At 68.0% G+C, this 25,605-nt stretch carries 22 protein-coding genes and 5 pseudogenes; 17 read left to right on the top strand and 10 right to left on the bottom strand.

The window, feature by feature from the left end:
* The first annotated feature begins 76 nt into the window (after window positions 1-76).
* The 5 genes from ACY34K_RS11880 (at window position 77) to ACY34K_RS11860 (ending at window position 3,727) form a co-directional block, all read left to right on the top strand.
* Window positions 77-481, top strand: a complete 405-nt coding sequence (locus ACY34K_RS11880; protein WP_462746153.1) for a BlaI/MecI/CopY family transcriptional regulator — start codon at window positions 77-79, stop codon at window positions 479-481.
* A gap of 4 nt (window positions 482-485) precedes the next feature.
* A complete protein-coding gene (locus ACY34K_RS11875) occupies window positions 486-1,424 on the top strand; it encodes a M56 family metallopeptidase (protein WP_462746152.1) in 939 nt (312 codons plus the stop codon).
* 168 nt (window positions 1,425-1,592) lie between these two features.
* Window positions 1,593-1,775, top strand: coding sequence for an arginine deiminase family protein (locus ACY34K_RS11870; protein ID WP_462746151.1), 183 nt, complete (start codon window positions 1,593-1,595; stop codon window positions 1,773-1,775).
* Window positions 1,772-3,343: an amino acid kinase family protein gene (locus tag ACY34K_RS11865; protein ID WP_462746150.1), complete on the top strand. Its 1,572-nt coding sequence runs from the start codon at window positions 1,772-1,774 to the stop codon at window positions 3,341-3,343. The genes ACY34K_RS11870 and ACY34K_RS11865 overlap by 4 nt, the downstream gene beginning before the upstream one ends.
* 189 nt (window positions 3,344-3,532) lie before the next feature.
* Window positions 3,533-3,727 (top strand): hypothetical protein, encoded by a 195-nt coding sequence (locus tag ACY34K_RS11860; protein WP_462746149.1) that lies wholly within the window; start codon window positions 3,533-3,535, stop codon window positions 3,725-3,727.
* A 366-nt stretch (window positions 3,728-4,093) separates the two neighbouring features.
* Here ACY34K_RS11860 and ACY34K_RS11855 read toward each other — a convergent pair whose 3' ends face one another.
* The 4 genes and pseudogenes from ACY34K_RS11855 to ACY34K_RS11840 form a co-directional block, all read right to left on the bottom strand.
* Window positions 4,094-5,026, bottom strand: a complete 933-nt coding sequence (locus ACY34K_RS11855) for a universal stress protein (protein WP_462746148.1) — start codon at window positions 5,024-5,026, stop codon at window positions 4,094-4,096.
* 188 nt (window positions 5,027-5,214) lie between these two features.
* A complete protein-coding gene (locus tag ACY34K_RS11850; RefSeq protein ID WP_462746147.1) occupies window positions 5,215-6,012 on the bottom strand; it encodes a sigma 54 modulation/S30EA ribosomal C-terminal domain-containing protein in 798 nt (265 codons plus the stop codon).
* A 1,063-nt stretch (window positions 6,013-7,075) separates the two neighbouring features.
* The gene (locus ACY34K_RS11845; RefSeq protein WP_462746146.1) at window positions 7,076-7,321 is read right to left on the bottom strand and encodes a DUF6112 family protein; all 246 of its coding nucleotides are present in this window, start codon (window positions 7,319-7,321) and stop codon (window positions 7,076-7,078) included.
* Between the two features lie 26 nt (window positions 7,322-7,347).
* Window positions 7,348-7,817: pseudogene (locus ACY34K_RS11840) on the bottom strand (C40 family peptidase); the annotation flags it as partial.
* Window positions 7,818-8,394: 577 nt separating this feature from the next.
* Here ACY34K_RS11840 and ACY34K_RS11835 point away from each other — a divergent pair.
* Together ACY34K_RS11835 and ACY34K_RS11830 are read left to right on the top strand one after the other, a co-directional pair.
* Entirely contained in the window at window positions 8,395-8,757 is a 363-nt protein-coding gene (locus ACY34K_RS11835) for a hypothetical protein (RefSeq protein ID WP_462746145.1), read from the top strand.
* A pseudogene (locus ACY34K_RS11830) lies at window positions 8,754-9,460 on the top strand (MFS transporter); the annotation flags it as partial. The gene ACY34K_RS11835 and the pseudogene ACY34K_RS11830, both read left to right, overlap by 4 nt.
* Before the next feature lie 25 nt (window positions 9,461-9,485).
* Here ACY34K_RS11830 and ACY34K_RS11825 read toward each other — a convergent pair.
* Window positions 9,486-9,683, bottom strand: coding sequence for a hypothetical protein (locus ACY34K_RS11825; RefSeq protein WP_462746311.1), 198 nt, complete (start codon window positions 9,681-9,683; stop codon window positions 9,486-9,488).
* A gap of 340 nt (window positions 9,684-10,023) precedes the next feature.
* Here ACY34K_RS11825 and ACY34K_RS11820 point away from each other — a divergent pair, with 340 nt between their 5' ends.
* The 10 genes and pseudogenes from ACY34K_RS11820 to ACY34K_RS11775 all read left to right on the top strand — a co-directional run.
* Window positions 10,024-10,392 (top strand): ATP-binding protein, encoded by a 369-nt coding sequence (locus ACY34K_RS11820; RefSeq protein ID WP_462746144.1) that lies wholly within the window; start codon window positions 10,024-10,026, stop codon window positions 10,390-10,392.
* 721 nt (window positions 10,393-11,113) lie between these two features.
* Window positions 11,114-12,451, top strand: a complete 1,338-nt coding sequence (locus ACY34K_RS11815; protein ID WP_462746143.1) for an ABC transporter substrate-binding protein — start codon at window positions 11,114-11,116, stop codon at window positions 12,449-12,451.
* Window positions 12,452-12,516: 65 nt separating this feature from the next.
* Complete coding sequence (locus ACY34K_RS11810; RefSeq protein ID WP_462746142.1) at window positions 12,517-13,386, top strand: carbohydrate ABC transporter permease; 870 nt, start codon at window positions 12,517-12,519, stop codon at window positions 13,384-13,386.
* Window positions 13,387-13,401: 15 nt separating this feature from the next.
* Window positions 13,402-14,286, top strand: a complete 885-nt coding sequence (locus ACY34K_RS11805; RefSeq protein WP_462746141.1) for a carbohydrate ABC transporter permease — start codon at window positions 13,402-13,404, stop codon at window positions 14,284-14,286.
* A 33-nt stretch (window positions 14,287-14,319) separates the two neighbouring features.
* Window positions 14,320-15,585, top strand: coding sequence for a 6-phospho-beta-glucosidase (locus tag ACY34K_RS11800; RefSeq protein ID WP_462746304.1), 1,266 nt, complete (start codon window positions 14,320-14,322; stop codon window positions 15,583-15,585).
* Window positions 15,576-16,619, top strand: a complete 1,044-nt coding sequence (locus tag ACY34K_RS11795; protein ID WP_462746140.1) for an N-acetylglucosamine kinase — start codon at window positions 15,576-15,578, stop codon at window positions 16,617-16,619. The genes ACY34K_RS11800 and ACY34K_RS11795 overlap by 10 nt, the downstream gene beginning before the upstream one ends.
* Window positions 16,620-16,750: 131 nt before the next feature.
* Window positions 16,751-17,551 (top strand): annotated as a pseudogene (locus ACY34K_RS11790) (chitosanase); the annotation flags it as partial.
* The gene (locus ACY34K_RS11785) at window positions 17,549-18,346 is read left to right on the top strand and encodes a chitosanase (RefSeq protein WP_462746303.1); all 798 of its coding nucleotides are present in this window, start codon (window positions 17,549-17,551) and stop codon (window positions 18,344-18,346) included. The pseudogene ACY34K_RS11790 and the gene ACY34K_RS11785, both read left to right, overlap by 3 nt.
* Window positions 18,347-18,867: 521 nt before the next feature.
* On the top strand, window positions 18,868-20,061 hold the full coding sequence (locus ACY34K_RS11780; protein ID WP_462746139.1) for a hypothetical protein: 1,194 nt from the start codon (window positions 18,868-18,870) through the stop codon (window positions 20,059-20,061).
* A 275-nt stretch (window positions 20,062-20,336) separates the two neighbouring features.
* Window positions 20,337-20,738 (top strand): annotated as a pseudogene (locus tag ACY34K_RS11775) (RNA polymerase sigma factor); the annotation flags it as partial.
* Window positions 20,739-20,745: 7 nt separating this feature from the next.
* Here ACY34K_RS11775 and ACY34K_RS11770 read toward each other — a convergent pair.
* The 5 genes and pseudogenes from ACY34K_RS11770 to ACY34K_RS11750 all read right to left on the bottom strand — a co-directional run.
* A pseudogene (locus ACY34K_RS11770) lies at window positions 20,746-21,537 on the bottom strand (IS630 family transposase); the annotation flags it as partial.
* Window positions 21,513-21,848, bottom strand: coding sequence for a hypothetical protein (locus ACY34K_RS11765; RefSeq protein ID WP_462746310.1), 336 nt, complete (start codon window positions 21,846-21,848; stop codon window positions 21,513-21,515). The pseudogene ACY34K_RS11770 and the gene ACY34K_RS11765, both read right to left, overlap by 25 nt.
* Before the next feature lie 338 nt (window positions 21,849-22,186).
* Window positions 22,187-22,450: a hypothetical protein gene (locus ACY34K_RS11760; RefSeq protein WP_462746138.1), complete on the bottom strand. Its 264-nt coding sequence runs from the start codon at window positions 22,448-22,450 to the stop codon at window positions 22,187-22,189.
* A 13-nt stretch (window positions 22,451-22,463) separates the two neighbouring features.
* Entirely contained in the window at window positions 22,464-23,762 is a 1,299-nt protein-coding gene (gene nhaA / locus ACY34K_RS11755; protein WP_462746137.1) for a Na+/H+ antiporter NhaA, read from the bottom strand.
* 261 nt (window positions 23,763-24,023) lie between these two features.
* Window positions 24,024-25,562, bottom strand: a complete 1,539-nt coding sequence (locus ACY34K_RS11750; protein WP_462746136.1) for an alanine/glycine:cation symporter family protein — start codon at window positions 25,560-25,562, stop codon at window positions 24,024-24,026.
* Between the last annotated feature and the right edge of the window lie 43 nt (window positions 25,563-25,605).

Below are 25,605 nucleotides of genomic sequence, written 5' to 3'. Positions count from 1 at the left end.
CCGGGAGCCACCACTCAGTACCATGACCCGTCTGGAAGCGAATGCGTGAACTTCGGACAGACGGGAGGGAGACGGCGTGACGGACCAGAACCAGGACGGTGCCACCCGGCAACCCCGTCGCCGGGGCCAGGGTGAGCTGGAGGGACAGGTGCTGGCCGTGCTGCGGGAGGCTCCGGGCCCCGTCAACACAGCCTGGGTCCAGGAGCGCCTCGGCGGTTGCCTTGCCTATACCACGGTGATCACGATTCTGACCCGTCTGCACGCGAAGGGCGCTGTTGCCCGTGAGCGGGCGGGCCGCTCCTTCGAGTGGACGCCGACCGCCGACGAGGCCGGGCTCGCCGCCCTGCGCATGCGGAAGGTGCTGGACGCCGAGGAGGACCGGGAGGCCGTGCTGGCGAGCTTCGTCACCGCCCTTCCACCGGGCGACGAGCAGCTCCTGCGGGAGCTACTGGCCCAGGCGGCCGACGAAGGGGAAGACTGACCGCATGGGGGTCTTCGTCTTCCTGCCGCTGGTCCTCCCCTTGAGCGCGTGGCCGATCGCACGCCTCGCCGAGCAGCACCTGCACCCGCGTGCCGCCACCTGGCTGCTGACGGGGGTGGCAGGCGTTCTGGCAGTGTGCAGCACGCTCTGCCTGGCGCTGCTCATGGTGGTCGGTACCGCCCAGCTGCCCGGCAACCCGCTGCCCGACGGCTGGTCGGACCCGGAGGTGCGTGAGGCGGTCCCGTACGACGAGGTCGCGGGCCGGGTGGCCATCCCCGCGCTGATCGTGGTCCTCGCGTCCTGCGGCAGAGCGGCCTGGCGGCAGCACCGTGTACGTCGCCGGGTCGGGCGTGCTCTCTCGGCGCTCCCCGACAGGTCGGTTGCGGTGCTGCCCGACGGGACGCCCTACGCGTACGCCCTGCCTGGCACCGGCCGGCGACGTGACAGGGTCGTCGTCACCACCGGGATGCTGGCCGGCCTGGACGCGGCCGAGCGTCGCGCCCTGTTCGCGCACGAGCGGGCCCACTTGGTCGGCCGCCATCACCGTTTCCTGTTGGCTGTGCAGCTGGCGGCGCGGGCCAATCCGTTCCTGCGGCCGCTGCGTACGGCGGTGACCTTCACGGCGGAGCGGTGGGCGGACGAGGCGGCGGCGGCCGCGGTCGGCAACCGGCGCGCCGTGGCCAGGGCGATCGGCAAGGCGGCCCTGGTATCGCGCGGGGCGCCCATCGCGACGCTGGCCGGGTTCGCCGCAGCCGGCCCCGTGCCCCGCCGGGTGGCTGCCCTGCTCGAGCCGGCTCCATCCGCCCGCGTGTGGCCGCCGGTTTCCACCACGGTGGGACTCGCGGCGTGGGGTGCCGCCGCGGGCGCGACCGCCTCCGCGCTGTCGTCGGCGAACTCGGCCGTCACCCTGTTCTTCATCCTGAAGACGGCGACCCCACTCTGACCGGTCGTGACATCAAGGGGCCGTTCCTGTCCTTAACGGACCGGAACGGCCCCTTCGTACGCCTTGCGCGGGCGGTCGCAGCTTTCCGGGGCAGCCCCGGCCTCGACGGCAGGGGCAGGCCGTGCGGTTCAGGTTCCACCCGGGTGACCCTGATGACAGGGGTGCGCCGTGGCCGGTTCCGGCAAATGGGGAGTCGAGCGTGGCGGCGACGATGGACGGCGCGCCCATCCCGTGGATCGGCGTCCCGGGCGAACCGGTCATCGAGACACCTCGTGCTGGGTGTACGACGGCGTGAGCGTCACCCCGATGAACAAGCGGGCACGACGCCGGGAAACGGTCCACCGGGCATGATCGGCTACTGGCTGCTCCAGTCGCTGCAGAACGCCCTGCCCGGGCGACAGGTCTGCGCCCTGCTGAACCAGACCCTCGTCTCCGCGGCCGACCCCGCCTTCGCCGACCCGGCCACGTTCGTGGGCCCCGTCTACGGCCAGGCCGAAGCCCAGCGACTGGCCGCCGAACGCGGCTGGACCGTCAAGCGGGACGGCACCCATTGGCGACGCGTCGTTCCCTCTCCCCGTCCGCAACGAGTGCTGGAAACCCGGTTGATCCGGCTGCTGCTGGATTCGGGGGCGGTGGCCGTGTGCGCCGGGGGCGGTGGCGTACCGGTGATCCGTGACGCACAAGGGCGGCTGACCGGCGTCGAAGCCGTGGTGGACAAGGACCTCACCGCCGCCCTTCTGGCCGAGGCACTCGACGCCGACGCGCTCCTGCTGCTCACGGACGTCCCCCACGTCTCGCTCCGCTACGGCACCCCCGACGCCGCGCCCATCGGACGGACCACGCCCGCGGCCCTGAGAGCGCAGCAGTTCCCAGCCGGATCCATGGGACCCAACACCTATGGCATGGCCGAGGAGACCCTCGGGTTCTACGGGCTCATGATTCCACTGATGCTGGGCCTGGGGTACGACCGTATGGTCGCGGCGACGGTCGTCATGGTGGGCGCCGGAGTCGGAACCCTCGCCTCGACAGTCAACCCCTTCGCCACCGGAGTGGCGTCCGACAGCGCGGGCATCTGCACGGGAGAGGGAATCGTCCTGCGGTTGGCGATGTGGGCCTTGCTGACCGCTCTGGCTGCGGTCCACGTCGTGCGCTACGCCCGCCGGATCGCGGAGGACCCCGCGCGATCGCTGACGCCACTCACCGAGGACGACCGCCGCATCAGGAACGAGGGCAGCGAAGCGGTGGAGCTCACGCACCGTCAGCGCATCGTCCTGTGTCTCTTCGCGTTCACCTTCCTCTTCATGATCTTCGCCGTGGTCCCCTGGTCCGATCTCCATGTCACCTTCCTGCCCACTCTCGGGTGGTACTTCCCCGAACCCGCCCGCCTGTTCATCGTCTCGGCGGTCGTCGTCGGGCTGGTCGGCGGCCTGGGGGAGAAGGGGACGGCGAACGCCCTCACCGCCGGCGCGGGGGACTTCATCGGAGCGGCGGTGATCGTCATGCTGGCCCGGGGTGTCACGGTGATCATGAACAACGCCAGTGTCACCGACCCCATCCTCGACACTCTGCAGAGCGCGGTGTCCGGCACGTCCTCGGGAACGTTCGCCGCCCTGATGTTCCTGGTCAACCTTCCGCTGGCCTTCTTCGTCCCTTCCTCGTCCGGCCACGCGGCACTCGCCATGCCCATCCTCGCTCCCCTGGCCGACTTCGCCGGGGTGAGCCGGGCGCTGGTGGTGACCGCGTACCAGTCGGCTTCCGGATGGGTGAACCTCGTGACGCCCACGTCGGCCGTTGTCATGGGCGGCCTGGCCCTGGCCAAGGTCCGCTACGACCTGTACCTGCGCTTCATGGCCCCACTGATGGGCGCCCTGTTGCTGGCCGTCGCCGGGTCCCTGGCAGTTGGCGCGGCCATGGGCTGAGCCCGGTCGGACCTTGTGGCCGGCGGAACCACGCGGTTCCGCCGGCCCATCGCTGTGCCTGGAAAGTTCTCGGGCCCCATGGCGGGGTGGACAGGGACCAACAGGCCCCTGGGACATGTGCCGTTGCCCAGCGACAGTGGGAACCCGGCGAGGCAGGGCGCCCATGAGCCGCTCAAGGAGGTGGGCCACGTGCCCGGATTGCTTCCCATCGGAGCCATCACGTCGATCGGGCTCGGTGCGATTCCGGTGTTCGCCGTCGACTGGCAGTGGGACGGAGCCGACCGGCCACTGGTAGGGCTGGTCATGATGGCGGTCGGGATGCTCGCTCTGGTCGCCGCCACGAAAATGTACGGCCACACATCCCACTCCGGTACGACGTCGTGAGTCCGGCCGCCGCACGCGGGGCTGACGGTACCCGCAGACCGCATCCGCCTCGACGCGGTCGCTGTAGCCACGGCGCAGCCCGGTGAACCAGCCGAAGGGAGCCGGTGGCTGGGCTCGTCCGCCGTAGTCTCACGATCGACCCGGCAGCACCGCAACACCTTCAACGCCCACGTCCGCCATAGGCGACGTGGGCGTTGTCAGGTGGGCCGCGCGTGAAGGCGGGGGCCGTTTGCGCCGAGCGGTCCGCATCATGCTCCGGGCCGGTTGCACGGAAAGGCCGGGGCCAGGCGCGACCGCTTCCCAGGGAAGCGGTCGCGCCTGGCCCCGGCGATCAGGCGGCTCACCGCGACCGGACCGACCGTACGGTCAGAGGTGGGGGACTACCGCCACGGGGGCCGCGGCGTGGTGGAGCACCGCGTGGGTGACCGGGCCGATGTGCGTGCCGATCACCGCGCGGCGTACACGCCGCCCAACCACCAGCAGCGAAGCCTCCTGGGAAGCGTCCACGAGGTGGTCCGCGGCCCGGCCGACCACGCACTGCTCGGTGACGTCGACCTCCGGAAACTTGCTGCGCCACGGCCGCAGCACGTCCGTGAGCGCACTCGCTTCGCGGTGTCCCCTTGCGACGAAGTGGCCGGGATCGACGGCTGCGGGGTCGTATCCGACGGCGACGGGAGCGGTCCAGCCGTGGACGACCCGCAAGGTGGCCGATCGCGCAGCGGCCGCTTCGAAGCCGTACGCGATCAATTCGTCACACGGGCGGGAGAGATCGAGGCCGAGCACCACATCCGAGTACCGCGCCTTGTCGGCCACGCCGTCACCGGGCCTGGAGCGCTGCTCGTCCTCGGCCCGCTCGCCGGCCCGCACGACGACGACCGGGCGCTCGGCATGCGCGATGACGGGCATGGACACCGATCCGGCCAGGAAGCCACCGAGGGCACCCAGCCCTCGCGGGCCCAGGACCAAGACCTCTGCCTTCTCGGCCGCGGTGAGCAACACCTGGGAGGGGCGCCCGAAGACCTGCTCGACGCCGATGTCCAGGCCGGGATGGTCCCTCCGCAGCCGATCGGCCACCTGACGAGGGACGCGCTCTGCCCAGTGCTGGGTGATGGTCGTTCCGCCGGGGGTGGTGTCCGTGCCCAGGGACGGGGTGTGGGTGAAAGCCGGCGACCAGTCCTGCCAGGCGTGGAGGATGTCCAGGGGCAGGCCGCGCAGGCGTGCTTCCCGGGCAGCCCACTCCGCTGCGGCGAGCGACTCGGCCGAGCCGTCCACAGCAGCGACGACGGTACGTCGTGACATGGTTTTCTCCGAATACTCAGTGGGGACCTCTGCTTGAGGAGCGGTGGAGGCGCGGGAGCCGAGGGCCGGACCGGTGGATTCGCGCGCCGTCCTTGGACGGCTTCGAACGGGCCGGCGCACGGCGGGGTGGGCCGAGCGGCCGGGAGTTCCAAGAGAGTGCGAAGCGGCCGCTGTACCCCTGAGGGGGACTACAAGGCCGGGGCGATCAGTCCGTAGTGGCCGTCGTAGCGGTGGTAGAGCACGCTGCCCCGGCCAGTGCCGGTGTCGTGGAAGAAGACGAAGGGCAGTCCCGTCAGGTGCAATCGCTGCACGGCCTCGTCCACACCGCTGGTGGGGACGGGAATCGTACTGACGCTCATCAGCCCCTCGATTTCCGCTCCCAAGCCCACGGGCCCGAGGGAAGCCATCCGGTGCCGGCCGGTACGGGGGTCCCGGTAGACCACGCTGTCGTACCCGGTGGCCAGGTCGGTGAAGACCCAGAAGTCGTAGTCCATGGCTTCCAGGTCGATGAGGGCGTCCTCGGGCGTCTGCCGGGCCAGGCTGAACGACTTGTGCCGTACGATGCGGCGCTCCTCGGCCGGCAAGTGATGCCGGTGGGGGCGGTGTTCGTGACCCGGGCCGTCCCACCACGGCCGGTCGTCCGGGCTGCTGCCGCGCAGTCCGCGGGGCCCGTACCGCCGTGCCCGGGCGAGCCGCGCCGTCAGGCGCTCCTGCAGGCGATCGACCGCCTCGAACATGGTGCTCGCGGCCACGTGGGCCCGTACCGGCCGGCCGTTGACATCCACCACAGCTTGAGCCGTGGCTTGACGGACCGCCGAAGCGTGGACGGCTTGCGTGAGCTTCACTTGGGCCGACAGCACCGGTTCGCTCACATGGCTGATCACCGCCAGCACCTTCTCCCGGGCATAGACGTCCGCGCCAGACGGCACCTGGCCTCGGTTCCGCACCTGGACGTCGACTTCACTGCTGGTCATCAGACCGCTCATGGGACTCCTCCTTGATCGCTCCCAGCTTGTCTGCCGCCGACCCGTCCCGGGCAGAGCCGACAGGGCCGGGCCGAGGTGCCACCGGTACCCACATCACGCACGAACGCGGGGACTTCCGGACGCTCAGTGAAGGCCGTTCGGCCCCGAGCCACGAGCTGTCCCGTCGAAGAGCCGGCAGAAGTGAGGCCCGGGCCGCGGCGAGGTGCCTTCCCGCTGCGGCTGAAGGAAGGACACTCCGGCCGCCCAGGGACGGAACGACGGAGGCTCGCCGACGAACGGCTCTTCAACGATGCCGCGGCCCGTCCGACGGAGTCCACGCCTCACGCCCGGTCCGCCGGAGCCCGGACCGGTGGGCTGTTCGTGCTCGGCTTGCTCGGACCGGGGTCCCCCTGGCGAGCGGGGCGGCGCTGCGGCTCATTGCGGTCGTCGACCATGATGGTGCCCACGCGGGCGGCGGATGGCCCACGGCCGGCGCCTTCGGACGGGACGCCTGACATGTCGGTCAACCTGCTGGCCGGATGCCGCGTGCTGTACGCGCCATCCTGGGCAAATGGTGGCCCCCGCCGGTCACGCATGGGGTCCGGAAGGGCATGGTCCCGGCCTGGGCCACAGCCATGCGGACCACGAGCCCCGGCGTCTCCCGGCTGGACGCGCCAGGCCCACTGACACCGGACGGGCTGTTCCGCTCCACTCGCGGACTTGTCGCAGTCGGGGAATGGCGCTGGAGTGACGGGTGGGTGCGTCACCCCGGAGGGCGGCGGGACTTGCGGGCGCCGGAGGCGAGGGATGAGGCGGCGCTGCACGGAAACCCGAATCCGCCGCTTGCAGACCCCCGCTGTGGGACCGGCGCCGGCACTTGTACGACTGTCGTCCGTTCTTGCGTCTCTTGAGAGGCAGCGGGGGCCTTCGCCATCAGTCGGCGGCAGGCTGCAATGGTGCCCCAGGCCGTGGAGCGTCACCGATTCCACGGTCGTCCGACAGCCGGCTCACCACACCGACCACACCGTCCACCCGCCACGCTGCTCGGATCAGCTCCGACGTACGGAAGGGAATCGATTCTTCATCAGTGGACCTGCGTTCCCAGGGCGCTGAAGAACGCGACGATTCCGTTGGCGGCGCCCAGGCCGAGCGCGGCGCCGGCGGTAACGACGGCACCCTTCATGCCGTTGGCCTCGGCCTGGTGGCCGCCGGAGTGGTGGCCCCAGGCCCATACGCCGAGAGAGACGGCCAGGGCACCGACGACAGCGACGATGCCGAACAGGTTGGGAGGCGGTGCTCGGGCGCCGGGAGAGGGGCCGGCCCGGGGCACGGCACGCGGCCGGTGTGGCGGGGGCGTCAGACGACGCGGCGCGCGGCCAGCACGTCCCAGTCCTTGATCGGGACGATCCGTACGGGGCGGCCTGTGCGGGGTGCCTCGATGACCAGGCCCTGGCCCAGGTACGTGCCGACGTGCTCGGGGACGGCGGCGGTGCCGCGGGTGAAGACCAGGTCCCCGGCCTTCAAGGCGTTCGCCGGGACGGACTTGCCTTCGTTGACCTGGGTGTATGTCGTGCGGGTCAGCTGGACCTTGGCGGCGGCGTACGCCTGCTGCATCAGCGAGCTGCAGTCGCAGCGGCCCATCGGGTCAGGGCCGTGGGCGTCGGTGCAGGTGCCGCCCCACTGGTACATGGTGCCGAGCTGTCCGAAGGACCAGCGGATGGCGGTGGGGACCTTCTCGGGGGCGTCCTTGGGGATCTCGTGGCCCCCGGCACCGTGCCCGGGGGGATCGGTCCGAAGCCGGAGCCGTCCTCGCCGGGCTTGCAGCCGCCGCTGGACTTGGCCGGTGCGTCCTTGCTGTCGGTGGCCTTGTCCTTGCCGTCCTTCGGCAGGGTCTGGACGATTGCTTTCTGCAGCGACCTGGACAGCCCCTCCCACTGCGCGTACGCGTCGGGGAAGCCGGACGCTTGTGGGGGCACCTGCCAGCCCCTTCCCAGGCTCAGCACGGCGCATGGATCACCAACCAGTCGCGCCTGCCAGCGCCTTCGGTGCCTGTTGCGACGGCTCCGGCCCTGTCGACGCAGCCGGCTGTGACCAAGTGGCAGCCGGGCGACCTCTTCTCGCACCAGATACCCGCCCGCCCCGTCACCATTCAGATGGGGGGCCCGCGCCGATGAACCGCGCCGACACTCACACTCCCCGGCAGATTGCCCGCGCCACTGCAGCGCTGGCCAATCCCGGGCTGATCCGGCTGATCAGCGAGATCGACGACAACGGGCCCATCCAGCGCCGCATGCTGAGCCGCACCCTGTCGGGCCTGACCCACCACCAGGGGCGCCACGCCATAGCGGTGGCCCGTGAACCGGGCTGGTGCGGGCCGGGCAGCACGCCGGACAGCCCTGCTACTTGCTCACCGGCCGAGGCACGGACCTGGCCGACGTCTATGACGCGGCGACCCGCTGGGCGGGCGCCAGCGACTACCCAGCCCGCGATAGCGACTTCGTCACTCGCGTCCAGGCGACCCTCGCGTTGCTCGACCACGCCCCGGTCCTTGATGCCCTGACCCGCGAGGAAGGCGACACGCTGGCCACACAGGCTGTGCAGCGGGTCGTGGACGCCGGTGTGCTGGCGGACACCCACGCGGTGCTCGGTCTGCACCGGCCGTGGACGGCACTGTCCCGGTGGATCCGGCCCCATCCGTCCGTGCTCGACGCAGGAGTACGACGCTCCACCACCGCCGCGACGGCCGATGCGGAGTTCGCTGCGTGAGATCCGGTACCGGACCACGGCATGCCCGCCGTCCGGTCCCCAGTCTGCTGCGTGGCATCTACCTGCCGCGCACCGCCGACGCCGGCGCGTTCGCCATGACGACGTACGGCATCCCCCTGCTGGTGCTCGCCACCACCAACTCCGCTGCCCTGACCGGGCTGGCGTTCGCACTGGAATGGACCCCGCGCCCGGCAGCCTTCGCGCTCGCCGGAGCGATGGTCGACCGGTACGGCACCACGAGGGTCTTCCGCCTTGCCTCCCTCGCGCGGGCCCTGGTCGTCCTGGCCGCTGCCCTCCTTCTGCCCGCGACGGGCGACGGGCTCGTGGCGGCGGCCACCGTCATGGCACTGGCCGCCACCACAGGCGTCTCACCGAGTTCTCCTACATCGCGGCCGAGACCGCGGGTGGCGCCGCGAGCCGCGAGGCCGGCGAGCAGGCACACCGGGTGCAGTCGGTGCTGCTCGGCATCGACCAGGTCGCCACCCTCGCCGGACTGCTGCTGCAGTGGACGGGAGCCGCCGGGATGCTGGCCACCATCGCCTGCTTCTCGCTGCTCGGCGCCGCCCTCGCCCCACACCAGAACCCGGTGGACAAGGTCGCCGATCCGATCCCGGTGATCAAGGCGCTGCGCGCGGGGTGGGGCACCTTCAGGTCGCTGCCGGCCCTGGCCTGGCTGGTGGCGGGGCTGACCGTATCGAACCTTCCTGCGACGCCTTCCAGGGTACGACCTACCCGCGTGCGGGGACGGGCAGATGCAGCTCCTGGACGTCGGCGAGCACCAGGTGCCAGGCGCCCGGGTGTGTCCACTGCGAGCAGAGCGGCGCTCCTTCGGGGTCCTGGTGGCAGTCGGTGGTCTGCGCGATGCCGACATCGAGCCCGTGACCTGCTGGCGGCCGGGGATCGTGTGGCCGAGCAGCGGAGTGCACATTCGGAACTTTGCAGCTCAGGAGCGAGTGAACTACCCATCATTCTGCGGACAGGGTGGGTACCACCCCGCATTGTGTGCCAGGGGCAGCTCGGGCCTAAGTGGAAGTACTTCCAAATCGGATGGAATAGACCTTATCGCTCCCAATCCAGGAGAGGATCATGGAATCTGACCAGAAGGGCGCCTCCCTACCGGCTCAGCACCGCACCGCCTCCGCGTGTCACGCCGCATCGGCGGCAGCCGCAGTGGCGACGGATCCCGGGTCTGGCAACTGTTGGCTGCCTCACGACAGCACCCTGGAATTCCATACCGTCCTCCGCGCCACCCGGAACCTCGTATCCGTGCCAGCCGTCCGTCACGAGATCACGAGGCTGCTCGCCGAGTGGGGCTCGAGCGATCTCGGCGACACGGTCGAACTGCTGGCCACGGAGACCGTCGCCAATGCCATCGAGCACACCTGCTGCGACGCGCCACGTGGGGATCCCGTCTTCGTGGCCATCTGTCAGACCCGCAACGCGCTGACCGTCAGCGTGAGCGACTCCGGTACTGATGTGGCCTGGGTGCGGGCCCACGATGAGCCGGGCTCCGACGGAGAATGCGGCCGCGGCCTCGTACTCCTGGAGGCACTGTCCTGCATGTGGGGAGCGCATGGCACAAGCCGCGGGAAGACGGTCTGGTTCATCCTCGAGCGTCAGGGCCTCACCCGCTAAATGGGTTCCGAAGGCCCCGTCCGTATCCTCCTGCTCAAGCTCGGGCTGCCAGTTCCTGGAGGATCCGCGGGCGGCCCCCGCCCGCCCAGCCGAACGGGATCTTGCCCACGACCGAGCTGCGGGGCATTGAGCTGCCCCCTGGCCACCTTGGCCCGCCATCGGACTACGCCATGGCCGGCTCCCGAGGCTGCGAGCTGCTGAACCAGGTTCAGAAAGGGGGCATGCAACGTCGGCTTGCGAGCGCTGGCGAAGATCGCGCAGACACGCAGTGATCGCCCGAAACGGATCACCAATCGACTCCAGCGCACCTGAAAGAGCTCGCGCAAAAGGTAGGCGAATGCGCCTTTCCGGCCAGAGACCGCGAAGCCCTCACCTCCGCTCCTGCTACTCGCCGGGAGGTGAACACCAGGCGTCGCCGCAGGTGGGAGCGCGCCCCATGGTCACACCAGCCATATTGGATCACGGGGCACACCTTTTAAGGGGCCGCATGCATTGACGCAGCGGCGAATGCGCGCGTACGTTCGGCGAACAGGAAACTTTCCTAACGATTAACACGGCCAGCAGGTCGGTCGGCAGGCCGATCGGCCTCGCCCTTGCACTGCTTGCACCGCCGAGCGTGCCCCCGCATCCGCGATCGCCGCCGTAGATCAGCACGTCCAGTTTCGTGTCCGAGCCGCGGCAACTCGACCAAGCCTCGCACTCCCGTGAACTGGAGATCCACATGTCAACGATCTACCGCAGGGGTGGCGCCTCGATCGCCGCAGTTGCATCGTTCGCCCTCTTCGCCTCCGCCTGCACGGGTTCCTCGGGCCAGTCCGCCGGGGACGATCCCCGCAGCCGAACCACCCTCACGTTCTGGCACGGATGGAGCGCCCCCAATGAGGTCAAGGCCATCGCGGCGAACGTGAAACGGTTCGAGGCCCTCCACCCGAACATCACGGTGAAGGTCGTTGGCAACATGACCGATGACAAAATCAACCAAGCGCTGCGGGCAGGAGGTCGCAACGCTCCGGACGTCGTCTCCTCCTTCAGCGCCAACGCGGTGGGCAAGTACTGCACGTCCGGTGCTTTCGTGGACATGGCACCCATGCTGAAGAACGACGGCATCGACGCGGCAAAGACGTTCCCTGCTCCGCTGCTGAAGTACACGGCCTTCAAGGGCAACCAGTGCACTCTTCCGCTCCTGAACGATGCCTACGGCCTCTATTACAACAAGGACGCCTTCAAGAAGGCCGGGATCAGCACGCCGCCCCGGACCTGGTCCGAGTTCGAGGAGGTGGCCGTCAAGCTGACGAAGGCCAACGGTGATTCGTACCAGCAGCTCGGCTTCATGCCGAACTATCACGGTTACGAAACCACGGTCGCGCACTACGCCGCGCAGTGGTCACCCCAGTACTTCGATGCGCAGGGCAGGTCGAACGTTGCCAAGGACCCGGCGTTCGCACGGACGTTCAAGGCGCAGAGGCAACTCGTTGACAAGCTCGGCGGCTTCAAGAAGCTGCAGAAGTACCGCAACACATTCGGTGACGAATGGGGCGCCACTCATCCGTTCCACACCGGACAGGTAGCCATGCAGCTCGATGGGGAGTGGCGCCTCGGCCTGGCCGCGGAAGCGGGAGTGAAGTTCGAGATCGGAACCGCTCCACTACCGGTCCCCGACGACCAGCTGGCGGACTACGGCAAGGGCTACATCGCCGGCACCATCGTAGGCATCGCCTCCACCAGTTCCAAGCAGAAGGCGGCGTGGGAGCTGGTGAAGTACATGACGACGAACACCGACGCCGTCGTCGCGCTCTCCAACGACCTGCACAACATTCCGTCCACGTTCGCCGCTCTGAAGTCGCCCAACCTCAGGACCGATCCTGGGTTCTGGACGTTCATGGACATCTCCGCCCACCCGAAGTCGAACACGACTCCCGCGCATGCCGACGGCGGGGCCTATCAGGTGGCGCTTCAGGACTTCGGCTACGCCTACGAATCCGGGAAGCAGAGCGACCTCAAGGGCGGCCTGAACAAGCTCGCCCGGCAGATCGACAGCGACATCGAGAAGGCGGAGTAGCCACGGTGCAAATCCCCCTCGCACACGCGAAGCGCCGGCGGTCCGCACTGCGCACAGCAGCCTTCATGTCGCCCTGGCTCGTGGGTTTCAGCGTATTCTTCGCCTATCCGCTTGCCTCAACCGTCTACTTCGCGTTCATGAAGTATGACGGTTTCCGCCCTCCGGTCTTCACGGGGCTGGACAACTGGGCGTACATCTTCACAGAATACCGGCACTTCTGGCCGGCCCTGCAGAACACGCTGTGGTTGGTCGCGGTCATGGCGAGCTGCCGAACCGTCTTCGGTCTCGGCGTCGGACTGCTCGCCACCAGGATCAAAACGGGTGTGGGAGTGTTCCGCTCCCTCTTCTACTTGCCGTATCTGGCACCTCCGGTCGCGGCCACCCTCGCTTTCGTCTTCTTGCTCAACCCCGGGACCGGACCGGTCAACTCAATCCTCGAATCCGCCGGAATCCCCACGGCCAACTGGTTCAACGATCCAGCCTGGACCAAACCCGCGCTGACCGCCCTTGCGGTCTGGGGCGTGGGTGACCTGATGGTCATCTTCATGGCCGCCCTGCTCGACGTTCCGAAGGAGCAGTACGACGCGGCCGAGCTGGATGGCGCCTCGGCATGGCAACGCTTCCGGTTCGTCACGCTTCCGAACATCTCGCCGATCGTGACGTTCGCCGTCATCACAGGGGTGATCCAGGCAATGCAGTACTACACCCAGCCACTCGTGGCGGGGAAGGTCGCATCAGGTGCGATCGGTGGCGGGCAGCAGTTCGAGCCAGGCTATCCCGACCAGTCCACGCTGACGCTACCCCAACTCGTGTACAACCTCGGCTTCCAGCGGTTCGACTACGGCGCGGCCGCTGTGATCGCCATCGTCCTGTTCGCTCTCTCCATGATCGTCACTGCACTGCTCCTGCGACGCCGTGGCGGCTTGATCTCCTGAAGCAGGTGAACTCCTTTGACCAAGCGAACGGAACATCCTCCTGTGGCTGCGACCCGTCCACGGAGTCCAGCCCGCCGGAGGGCTGTGCTGCAGTGGATCGCCGTACATTCCCTCGCAATCGCCATTGGGCTCTTCTTCGCACTGCCTTTCCTCTTCATCGTCATGACGTCGCTCATGAGCGACGAACAGGCCCTCACCCGGGATCTGATCCCCAACAGCTGGCAGTGGAGCAACTACTGGCAGGTGCTCACCGGTTCCGAGTTCCTGACATGGTGGAAGAACACACTTCTCTACGCTGGTCTCGGGACGCTTCTGACGGTCGCCTCGTCATTCCCCGTCGCGTACGCGCTCGCCAAGCTCCGTTTCCGCGGCCAACGGCTCGCCCTGCTGCTGGTCATCTCCATGATGATGCTGCCTCCCCAGGTAGTTGTCATCCCGATGTACCTGTTCTGGGCCAAGCAGTTCGACATGAGCGGGACCCTTTGGCCACTCATCATTCCCATGGCCTTCGGAGATGCGTTCTCAATCTTCCTGTTGCGCCAATTCCTGCTCACGATACCCGACGAGTACATCGATGCCGCCAAAATGGACGGCTGCGGAGAGCTCCGCACCCTGGTCAAGATCGTGCTCCCGATGACGAAGCCGGGTATCGCCGCAGTCGCACTCTTCCAATTCTTCTACTGCTGGAACGACTACTTCGGCCCGCAGATCTACGCCTCGGACGACCCGGCGGCGTGGACACTCAGCTACGGCCTGGAGTCCTTCAAGGGCGCACACCACACCGACTGGAATCTGACCATGGCCGCGACCGTGCTGGTCATGGCCCCGGTCATCCTCGTCTTCTTCTTCGCCCAGAAGGCGTTCGTCGAAGGCGTCACGCTCACCGGAACGAAAGGCTGACTCATGCGGTACGCCCAGAAGACCGCCGCTCCGCTGAAGATCGTGGTTGTGGGGGGCGGGTCCACCTACACCCCCGAGTTGATCGACGGCTTCGCCCGGCTCAGAGACACCCTGCCCATTGGTGAGGTGGTCCTCATCGACCCCGCGACCGACCGCCTGGAGCCGGTCGGCGCGTTCGCCCGCCGGATCTTCGCCAAACAGGAACACCCCGGGAAGATCACCACAACTGCGAACCTGGACGCCGGCGTCTCAGGCGCCGACCTCGTTCTGATGCAGCTACGCGTCGGAGGACAAGCCGCCCGCAACGCCGACGAGACCTGGCCTCTGGAATGCGGCTGCATCGGGCAGGAGACCACCGGCGCGGGCGGCCTGGCCAAGGCGCTGCGTACGGTACCGGTCGTGCTGGACGTCGCCGAGCGGGTCAAGCGCGCGGCACCCAATGCGTGGATCATCAACTTTACAAATCCGGTCGGCATAGTGACCCGGGCCCTTCTCGACGAGGGGCATCGTGCGGTGGGCCTGTGCAACGTGGCGATCGGTTTCCAGCGCAAGATTGCGGCGATGCTCAGCGTGGCGCCGGGTGAAGTGCACCTTGATCATGTCGGTCTCAACCACCTCACCTGGGTGACCGGTGTGCGCCTTGGCGGACCCGGAGGCGAGGACGTACTGCCCCCGCTCCTGAAGGAGCACGGGAGGGTTATCGCCGCCGACATCAGGTTGCCGCTCCAGTTGTTGCAACGCCTCGGCGTGATCCCCTCGTACTACCTGCGCTATTTCTATGCCCACGACCAAGCCGTCCAGGAAGCGCGAACGAAGCCCTCACGGGCTTCCGAGGTCGCTGCCCTGGAACAGGCACTGCTCGACCTGTACAGGAATCCGGCTGTGGACACCAAGCCGGATGTGCTCACCCAACGAGGTGGCGCCTTCTATTCCGACGCCGCCGTGGATCTCGCCGCCTCCCTGATCAGCGGGTCCGGCAGCCCGTACCAGGTGGTGAACACACGCAACGAGGTCACGCTGCCATGGCTTCCGCCCGAAGCGGTCATCGAGGTGCCTGCGGCTGTCGGTCTGTCAGGCGTCGAGCCGCTGCCCGTGCCCAGGCTGGATCCGCTGTACGAGGGGCTGATCGCCAATGTCAGCGCGTACGAGGAGCTGGCGCTCGATGCCGCCCTTTGCGGCGACCGCCACCGCATCGTCAAGGCTCTGCTCGCGCATCCCCTGATCGGCCAGTATGCATACGCCGACACTCTCACGGACCAGCTCATCGCGCACAATGAGGAGTTTCTCCGGTGGATGTGAAGGCCGCCGTTCTCGGCATAGACGCAGGCAACAGCAAGACGGACGTGGTGATCGTCGACAAGGCAGGCGCCGTGTTGGGGTTCGCCAGCGGAGGCGGGTTTAGACCCCAGCAGATCGGCGTCCCGGCCGCGGTCGACGTCCTGGCGGCAACGGTGCACGAAGCCCTGAAAACCGCAGGTGTGGCTCGCGTCGACCATGTGTCAGCCTGCCTCGCCAACGCCGATCTTCCTGTCGAGGAGCAACGGCTCACAGCCGCCGTGCACGCACGCGGATGGGGCGAGACCACACACGTCCGCAATGACACCTTCGCCCTCCTGCGCGCGGGGGTGGAAGAGCCCCGGGGCGTAGCGGTGGTCTGCGGTGCCGGCATCGCCTGTGTGGGGCTGCTGCCGGACGGTCGAACGGCTCGGTTTCCGTCTGTCGGCACGATCTCGGGCGACTTCGGAGGCGGATACGGACTCGCAGAGGAAGCGATGTGGTTCGCAGCACGAGCGGAGGACGGGAGGGGGCAGCCGACCCGGCTGGCCCAGACCCTGCCGGCGTACTTCAGACGGAAGTCCATGTACGAACTGATCGCGGCACTACGCCTGGGCGACATCCCCGACGACCGGCTGCACGAGCTGACTCGCGTGCTCTTCGAGACAAGCGCGGAGGGAGACCCCATAGCGGTGTCGATCGTAGAGCGGCTGGCCGACGAGGTGGTCGGCCTGGCCACCGTCGCCCTGAGCAGGCTCGGTCTGCAGGATGTGCAGGCGCCCGTAGTGCTGGGAGGCAGTGTACTGGCGGCTGGGCATCCTCTCCTGCACAACCGGATCCTGGACAGGCTGGGAGCGAAGGCCCCCAAGGCCACGGTGGTCCGGGTGACCGTCCGCCCGGCGTTGGGAGCGGCGTTGCTCGGACTGGACCATCTGGGAGCGCCGAAATCCGCGCGCAGCAGGCTGCGCCGGCACTACGAGTGCACGCGAATCTTGTCTGAGAGCGTAGCCCTGGCGAATCCTCCGGCCCTTGAACCCTGCTCTGCGGAAAGCGACTAGTGACGAGTTGATCCCGCCCCTGGGCGGGACACTGGCCGCCGCTGAAGTCGGCGATCACTTGCCCATTGCGAGCTGTGCACCGGACGGGCGGTCGATCTGTGACAACTGCTCATTGAGATGAAGGAGTTGACATGTCTATTCGTAAAGCCCCGCGCGGGGGCGCCAGCTGTTTCGCTGCCCTTGTCGTGCCCCTGCTGGGGTTGAACCTGCTCGTCGGCCCCGCGCCTACTGCTTCCGCCGATCATGTGGATCTCACGGCGCCGGACAAGAAGGAGATCGCCATGCGTCTGCTGTCCAGCGCGCAGAACAGCACCGTTGACTGGCGAACGCAGTATGAGCAGCTCTCCTACGTCGGAGGCAACTGCGGCTACAGAGGCGGCGTCGCGGGACTTTGCTCCGGCAACGGTCACATGCTGGACCTGGTGCGGCACTACATCGACCTGCAGCCAAGCACAAGCGAGGAGGAGAACCCTCTCGAAGCATTCGAAGGGGCCCTCGAGGAAGTGAACGGGACGGGTTCGAACGCCGGCCTGGGCGAAGCCTTCGAAGAGGCCTGGGCGCAGGCCGCCACGGATTCGAAGTTCCACAAGGCGCAGGACGACGAGCTGGATCGGGTGTTCTTCGACCCGGCCGTCGCACAGGCGAAGGCCGACGGGCTGCCGGTGCTCGGACAGTTCATGTACCTCGACGCAGCGGTGGAGCTGGGTGTCGGCGCTGCCGGAGATCCACCGTCAGGCAGCAGCTTCCACGCGATCCGGGCGAAGGCGCTGCAGAACGCCGACACACCCGCCGAGGGCGGTGAACCGTATACGTATCTGTACCGGTGGATCGATGCCCGAACGGACCTGCTGAGGGCTGAGGACCCGAACGCAGATGTGTCCCGAATCGACGACGTTCAGCAGGCCTTCCTGGAAGCGGACAATCTCGACCTGGACACACCTCTGTCGTGGAGCGTCCATGGGGACAGTTATTCCATTGACACGCTGGATGATTCGGCTGATCTGGCCGCTTCGGACAAGAAGGAGATCGCCATGCAGCTGGTCTCCAGCGCGGAGAACTCGTCGCTGGACTGGAGAGAGCAGTACGAGTACCTCGAGGACATCGGGGACGGGCGCGGGTACACCGGCGGCATCATCGGTTTCTGCTCGGGTACGGGGGACATGCTGGCCATGGTCAAGCACTACAGCGAACTGCACCCTGGCAACGTCCTGGAGCCTTTCATACCTGCGCTGGAGGAGGTGAACGGCACCGACTCGACCGAGGGTCTCGGGTATGCCTTCGAGGATGCGTGGGCGGAGGCGGCACAGGACCCGCAGTTCGAGAAGGCACAGGACGACGAGCGGGATCGGGTGTACTTCAACCCTGCCGTCGCTCAGGCGAAAGCGGATGGTCTGCCGGTGCTGGGCCAGTTCATGTACTACGACGCCATGGTGGTGCACGGCGATGGCCTCAACCCCGACGAGCCCTTCCCCGGATGGACCTTCCCAAAGATCAGGGAACGGGCCATGGCGAGGGCCCAGCTTCCCTCCCAGGGGGGCGATGTCACCGCCTACCTCAATGCCTGGATCGAGGAGCGCACTTGGGCGATGGAACAGGAAGACGCACACAACAACGCAAATATGGGCCGTGTCCATGCCCAGCAGGGCTTCCTGGACGAGGAGAACTTCAACCTCAACCCTCCGCTCTACTGGTCGGTCAACGGCGTTGACTTCGAGATCGAGGAGTAGCCGTTCCCGTTCGCCATCGTAAACGGCAGGGGTCTGAGGCACCGCCCGCCATCGGGTCGGAGCTGGACCCTTTCCGGCCGGCCTCGCGGCCCGGACACCGATGTCCGGGCCGCCTCCTGTCCATACAGGGCGTCCATGGGCGAGGGATTACCTGGGGCCGACGGCTGAATACAAGGGGATTCTTCAAACGGGTTCGCAGACTCGCAGGTCCGCTGAGCGCGCGCGTTTAGCGGGTGAAACCCGAGTGGTCACCTTGACGAACCGTTTGCAGCAACAGAGAGCTGTTGCGGGTCTATTCGCTCATCACGATGACGGTAAAGAGTGCGCAAAGTGGCGGGACGGTTCGGGGTGACGCCACTCCCTTGAGCACTGCCGTCTCGCACCGCAAGGGAGCATGGAACATGGCATTGACGCGGATCCGTCTGACCGTAGTGGCGGGTGGCGCCCTGCTTGCCACAGGCCTCACACCAGGAGCGAGCGCCCACGCAGAGGAAAGCGACCAAAACCGCATGCTGGCCGTCTTGATCAACTTCAGTGACAGCTCTCACGCCGACCCCGGGAAACTGAAAGCTGCCGCGGCAGAACGCTACTTCGGCACTGACGACTCGCTCGCGTCCTACTACACGCGCGTTTCCCGCGGGGCGATGACCTACGTGCCCGCCGTACCCGAGAAAGTTGTGGGCCCATACACACTCGACATGGCAGCCGAGTGCAACTCGGGGTACATCAGGGAACTGACCGAAAAACAGCTCGAGGCGGAGGGCCTGAAGGAGGACGAGGACTACGACAGCCTCTCCATCATCCTGCCCAGCGAAAAGTCGGACTGCGCCTGGTCCGGACTCGGCGTCATCCAGGGACCGTACACCTGGGTCAACCAGGACGACGCGGAGATGGACGACCCCACCGTGCTGATCCACGAAGTCGGCCACAACCTCGGCTTCAATCACCATGAACGGCTGCGCTGCGACGACAGCGACCTCGCCGGATGCACCCCAGACGGCTACAGCAACAAGACGCCCATGGGCGGGGGCGGGTCCGGGCCCGGTCTCACCGCCCCGGAGCTTCTGCACACGGGATGGATCAAAGACGCCGAGAAGGCCAAGGTCACGAAGTCGGGGACCTACGAACTGAGGCCCCTGCACGGTCCTAGGGAGGGACTACGCGCCTTGGAGATACCACTCGGCAATAGCGATGACCGGCTCGTCCTGGAGAACCGACGCCCCCATGGACCGCTCGACCAGTTTCTGTCGGGCGTGCACGCCCACCGCGTGACCGACGGCGAGTACGGGAGCTCGGCGCTCATCGACACCACAGAGGAGGATGTGGACTCCGATGAGCCGGCGACCGCGAACGCGGATGCGATCACGAGACTGACCGACAAGGCGCGCGGGCTCGACATTCAAGTCCAAGCTGGCTCCGATGGCACCGCCACGGTGGCCGTCAGCCTGAATGGAGTGCCCGCGCCACGCGGGGCCGACGCCCAGCCGAACCTTACGAAGCGGGCGGGCGCCGCCACGGGAGCCCCGGTGCCCAAGGCGGCCGTTAGCGCCCCAGGGCAGCCCACTGCCCCCGGTGTCGGCGAGAAGGAGAGCACGCCGAGGCTTGCCGTGTCGGGCGCTGATTCGGAGACCACGCTTCCGCTCACCGTCACGGGCATGCTGACGTTCGTCATCGGCAGTGTCCTCGTACTGCGCCGACGCCGGCGCACCGCCTGAGCCTTTGGCGCGACGCCTACCAGGCCGGAGCACGTACTGGGCACCGGCATGCGACTGCTTGTGCGTAAGGGTGTTGCCTTGCGCACAAGCAGTCGGTATCGGGAGCGAGCTCAGAGCGCACCGGCGTCAAGACCGGTCGGATTCAGCATGAAACGCATACCCAGCTTAAAGAGGCGCCCAACGTCTCCTTCCTCCTTGGTCAAAAGGTCTTGCTGCCAGCTGGCTCAGCGCCCCCAGCACATCTGCCGCACGGATAGGAAAAAGCCGAACTGTCCGAACTCTATAAGCGCCACCGATCAGCGGTGTGGGCCTACGCGCGTACCTGCTGTCGCGACTGGTACACCGCCGAGGAACTCACCGCGGAGGCGTTCGTCCGCACCATTCAGGCCGTACGTGGGGGCCATGGCCCAGAAGCTGCCTGGCGTCCTTACCTTCTGGCGGTCGTCCGGCGCGTCGCCGCTGCCTGGAGCGAGTCCGCTCGCCGCGTGGACCTCTCAATTGATTTCGAAGCCTGGCTCAGCGGGGCATCCGGCTACGCATCCGCGGAGAGCGGCGCGGAGCGGTTGGCGCGCATTGAGGAAGGCAACCTGGCGCTGCAGGCCTTCCACTCGTTGCCGGAGCGCTGGCAAGGGGTTCTATGGCACACGGTTGTGGAGCAGGAATCGACTGCGCAGGTCGGGGCGCCACGTTGTTCGCCGCCGCCCACGTCCCGACCCGCTGACACCGCTTCGTCGTCAGGTGCGGTGAGTAGTTGTCGCAGACAATCGCGATGCGCTTCTCGACCGGGCGCAGTGAGCGCAGGTAGTGGCAGAACTCCAGGAACTTCGACCTGTTCTTGGTCTTCTTGACGTGCCCGTAGAGCTGGTCCCTGGCGAGGTCGTAGGCGGCGAACAGGTGCCGGACCCCGTGCGGGCGTGTGTAGGTCGCCCGGCGTCGGGGCCGGGGATCGCGGTCGGGGTCCTTGTGTCTGCCGCCGCGCTCGGCCCATTGCCGGCCGGGTGGGGCTGCAGGTTGAGCGGCCCGAACTCATCCATGCAGAAGACGACTTCGGGCTCGCCCTTCTCGGCTATGACCTCGCCGTCGGCGATCGCGTAGAGATGCTCGACGCGGGCCTTCTTGGCTGCGTAGTCCGGGTCGCGGGAGGTCTTGAAGGTCTTCACGCGTTGAAAGGAGACGCCCTCCTCGCGGAGCAGGATGCGAAGGCCCTCGTGGCTGATGTCGTCGACCACCCCCTCGGCGACCAGGAAGTCGGCCCGCTTGGCCAGACTCCAGATCGAGAACGGCAGGCCGTGCTCGGCCGGCCCGGACTTGGCCATCTTCTTGATCTCCCGCCGTTCCGGGAGGGTGAAGGTCTTCGGCCGGCCACCCTTGTACTTGGGATACAGCGGCGTCGAAGCCGTCCGCGTTGAAGTTGTGGATCACATCCCGGACCCGGTCCGCACTGGTGAAGGTCACCTCGGCGATCCTCGCCACTGGCTGGCGACGTCCACGTCGGTGCGGGCCGCGACGAGATGATCGGCGGTGGGGACGTCGTCCTCGCTGTCCGCCTTCGACGGCAGCTCCACCGAGACCCGGACCCTGTTGGACGGCCGGCCCCGGCCGCGCAGCCCGCGAGGGCACTGCACCTGTAACGAGGCACTCACCACACTGCCGTTGGCCCCTTCAACGGCCCCGGTGCTGCCCATCGCGCAGGGCGGAAGGGGTATCGGGAAGTCGCCGAGGGACCGGTCACCCGCCTCGGCCGCCGGGACCTTCGTCGCGATCAGCGCTTCCCGGCGCACGTGCATCAGTGCCTCGAACTCCCACCGCCCGGCGCCCCAGGAGAGGGCGCAGTCGGCGATTGGTCACGTCCTGCTCCGCCGCGACGGGTTCCTCGGGTTCGCCGGCTCCGCGTCCGAGACCTGGCAGCTGCTTCCTGCCGCTGTGGGCGAGCCGTCGGCTCGGTCGCTTCAGCCACTGCACTCGGGTGTCGGACACCTTGACCGTGTTCTCCCGCTGCCCCGGCCTGCGGCCTCAGAGCCGGGCCGACCGGGCTGCGAAGGGGGGCGCCTGGTGGGGGTTACCGCTGGCCGTCGTGCGGCGCGGGGTGTATCTCATGGACTTCATGCGACACGTCTCGCCGGAGTCAGGCTCCGGGGCGGCGCCGTCCAATCAGGTAGGCCACCAAGACACCCGCCAATGCCGACCACGCGATCGCGCCGTATCCCGCGTGGGACCAGCCGATGGCCCCCAGGAAAAAGGCTGCTGCCGCACCGGAGAGCATGGCCACGCCATCGGTGACGAAGGCCCATTCCTGGCGAGCGCTGCCAGGGCTACGGATTTCACTCAAGGCCGTTTTGATGACCAGGCCGGCGGCGATGACTGCCACGGTCAGCGCGGAGACGTCCATGACGGGCTTCCTGTCAACGCTCGGCGGTGTCGGCCCGCTGGTAGATGTCGGGGATGCCGTCGTTGTCGTCGTCGCGGTTCTCCTCCTCGTACAGGCGGCGGTAGATGCCGTTGCGCCGCTTGATGAGGAGGGTGGCCAGGCCGGCGGCGATGAGGGAGCCGATCAGGACCGCGGCTTTGATGTGCTCGGAGGCGGCCGGGTCGGGGAAGGCGAGTTCGCCGATGAGCAGGGCGACGGTGAAGCCGATTCCGGCCAGTACCGCGAGCGCGAAGACGTCCGCCCAGGCCAGTTCGGGGTTCAGCTTCGCCTTGGTGAAGCGGGCGGCGAGGTAGGTGCCGGCGAAGATGCCGAGGGTCTTGCCGAGGACGAGGCCCAGCACGACGCCCAGCGGTTCGGGGCGAGTGAAGACCTCTCCCAGGGCGGCGCCCGAGACGCCGACGCCGGCGGCGAAGAGCGCGAACAGGGGTACGGCGACGCCTGCGGAGACCGGGTGGAGCAGGTGGGAGGTCCGCTCGGCGGGGGACGCGGTCTCGCCCTCGTCGCGGGTGGTGCGCAGGATCAGGCCGATGGCGACGCCGGCGACGGTGGCGTGGACACCCCCGTTGTACATCAGGGCCCAGGTGACGACGCCGAGGGGCACGTACCACCACCAGCCGCGCACGCGGAATCTCTGGAGGACGTAGATCACGGCCAGGCCGGCGAAGGCTCCGCCGAGGGCGGCGAAGTTCAGGTCGCTGGTGAAGAAGATCGCGATGATCAGGATCGCGCCGAGGTCGTCGACGACGGCCAGGGTGAGCAGGAAGGCCCTCAGCGAGGCGGGCAGGTGGGTGCTGAGGACCGCGAGGACCGCCAGCGCGAAGGCGATGTCGGTGGCCATGGGCACGGCCCAGCCCTCGAGGCCGCCTCCGCCGGCCGTGACCGTGGCGGCGTAGACGGCGGCGGGCACGATCATGCCGCAGAGCGCGGCGACGACCGGGAGGGCTGCGGTGGCGGGGGTGCGGAGCTCTCCGACGACCAGTTCACGCTTGAGCTCGATGCCGGCGACCAGGAAGAAGACGGCCAGCAGCCCGTCGGCGGTCCAGTGCTCGACGGAGAGGTCCAGTCCTAGGGCGGGTATGCCGAAGTGGAAGTCCCGTATCTGCTCGTAGGCGCCGGCCCAGGGGGAGTTGGCCCACACGAGCGCCACGACCGCGGCGGCGAGGAGGACCATCCCGCCGACGGTCTCCGTCCGCAGCGCCTGGACCACGGCATTGCGCTCCGGGAGGGGCAGCAGGCCGAGGAAGGGAGAACGCTCGCGAGGGGCGGCAGCCATGGACGGGCCTCCGGGAGATCGGGGTGAGGGCATACGAGCCCAAGGACGCCGACCAGACTTCCCGGCACACCGCGCGTCGTGATCAAGCGCCCGAAGAACGGGGCGCTGACGCGTTGTTTACACCCTAGCCGTCTGCCGCACGACCCGCCATACCCCGTTTCACCTGCTGAAACGCGCACGCGGGCATGACGAGCGGGCCCGTCCACACCAAGGCGCGAGGTGTGTACGGGCCCGCTCAGGAGCCGGGCCGCCGGGGGGCGGTCAGACGGTGGTCTTCACCGGCTCCTGGTCTTCATCGCCCTCGGTGATCTCACCGGCGTTGCGGGCGCGGACGAACTCCAGGAAGGAGTTCAGCTCGCGCTTGACGACCGGGGCGAGGAGGTACAGGCCGATGATGTTGATGACGGCGAGCATGAAGAGCACCGCGTCGGCCATGTCGATCAGGGTCTGCAGTGTCAGCAGGGAGCCCGCGACCGCGAAGAGCGTGTAGCAGACCTTGAAGGTCAGCTCGCTGGTCCGGCTGCGGCCGAAGAGGTGCGTCCAGGCCTTCATGCAGTAGTAGCCCCAGGTCAGCACCGTGGAGATGGCGAACAGCATCACCGCGAGGGTGAGGATGTACGGGAACCAGGGCAGCACGGTGGCGAAGGCGTCCGAGGTGATGGTGACACCGCCGATGGACTCACCGCCTTCACGGAGCTCGACATAGCTGGCCGGGTTGGCGATGACGATGGTCAGCGCGGTCATCGTGCAGATGACGACGGTGTCGATGAACGGCTCCAGCAGGGCGACCAGGCCCTCGCTCGCGGGGTGCTTGGTCTTCACCGCGGAGTGGGCGATCGGGGCGGAGCCGAGACCGGCCTCGTTGGAGAACGCGGCCCGCTTGAAGCCGATGATCAGCGCGCCGAGGACACCGCCGGCGACGCCCTGCGGGTTGAAGGCGCCCTCGATGATCGTGGTGACGGCGGCCGGCACGGCGCTGACGTGGACCAGGATGACGACCAGGCAGGCGGCGATGTAGATGCCGGCCATGGCGGGCACGAGCTTGCTGGTCACGTTGGCGATCGAGCGGATGCCGCCGAGCAGGACGATGCCGACGAGCGCGGCGATCAGGATGCCGAAGAACAGGGCGCCGGCCGACGAGCCCATGAGGCCGTCCTCGCCTCCGGTGACGGAGACGAGCTGCGCGTAGGACTGGTTGACCTGGAACAGGTTGCCGCCGAAGAGGCCGAAGAACAGCACGAAGAAGGAGGCGAGGACCGCGAGGACCTTGCCGAGGGTCTTGCCGTTCTTGCCGAAGCGCTCGGCCAGGCCCTTGGGCAGGTAGTGCATCGGGCCGCCGGAGACGGTGCCGTCGGCGTGCACCTCGCGGTACTTCACGCCCAGGGTCACCTCGACGAACTTGGTGGCCATGCCGAGCAGACCGCAGAGGATCATCCAGAACGTGGCGCCGGGGCCACCGATGGAGACGGCGACGGCCACACCGGCGATGTTGCCGAGGCCCACGGTGCCGGAGACGGCGGCGGTCAGCGCCTGGAAGTGGTTGACCTCACCGGCCGACCCCTTCTCGTCGTACTTTCCTCTCACCACGTCGACGGCGAGCTTGAACTTGCGGACCTGGACCAGCCCGAACCAGGCGGTGAAGACCAGGCCGGCGACGACGAGCCAGGCGACGATGAGGGGCAGCTCCGTACCGCCCACGGGGACGGAGTAGAAGACGACTTCCCCGAGCCAGGTTGCTATGGGCTCGAAGAATCCGCTGACGGCTTCGTCGACGGACGTGGTGATGGAGTCGAGTGACACGGTGGGTTACCTCGATGGCGCAGGGACCGGCGCGCGGGAGGTT

Source organism: Streptomyces sp. STAM6, from assembly GCF_054963715.1.
The sequence above is the reverse complement of the archived record's forward strand: the minus strand, read 5'-3'. Positions and strand labels throughout refer to the sequence as shown.

Excerpts from the sequence above, each read along its gene's own strand:
- ACY34K_RS11875 (WP_462746152.1), top strand. The coding sequence starts at position 486 with ATGGGGGTCTTCGTCTTCCTGCCGCTGGTCCTCCCCTTGAGCGCGTGG.
- ACY34K_RS11865 (WP_462746150.1), top strand. The coding sequence starts at position 1,772 with ATGATCGGCTACTGGCTGCTCCAGTCGCTGCAGAACGCCCTGCCCGGG.
- ACY34K_RS11855 (WP_462746148.1), bottom strand. The coding sequence starts at position 5,026 with ATGTCACGACGTACCGTCGTCGCTGCTGTGGACGGCTCGGCCGAGTCG.
- ACY34K_RS11850 (WP_462746147.1), bottom strand. The coding sequence starts at position 6,012 with ATGAGCGGTCTGATGACCAGCAGTGAAGTCGACGTCCAGGTGCGGAAC.
- ACY34K_RS11815 (WP_462746143.1), top strand. The coding sequence starts at position 11,114 with ATGTCAACGATCTACCGCAGGGGTGGCGCCTCGATCGCCGCAGTTGCA.
- ACY34K_RS11810 (WP_462746142.1), top strand. The coding sequence starts at position 12,517 with ATGTCGCCCTGGCTCGTGGGTTTCAGCGTATTCTTCGCCTATCCGCTT.
- ACY34K_RS11765 (WP_462746310.1), bottom strand. The coding sequence starts at position 21,848 with ATGCACGTGCGCCGGGAAGCGCTGATCGCGACGAAGGTCCCGGCGGCC.
- ACY34K_RS11760 (WP_462746138.1), bottom strand. The coding sequence starts at position 22,450 with ATGGACGTCTCCGCGCTGACCGTGGCAGTCATCGCCGCCGGCCTGGTC.
- nhaA (WP_462746137.1), bottom strand. The coding sequence starts at position 23,762 with ATGGCTGCCGCCCCTCGCGAGCGTTCTCCCTTCCTCGGCCTGCTGCCC.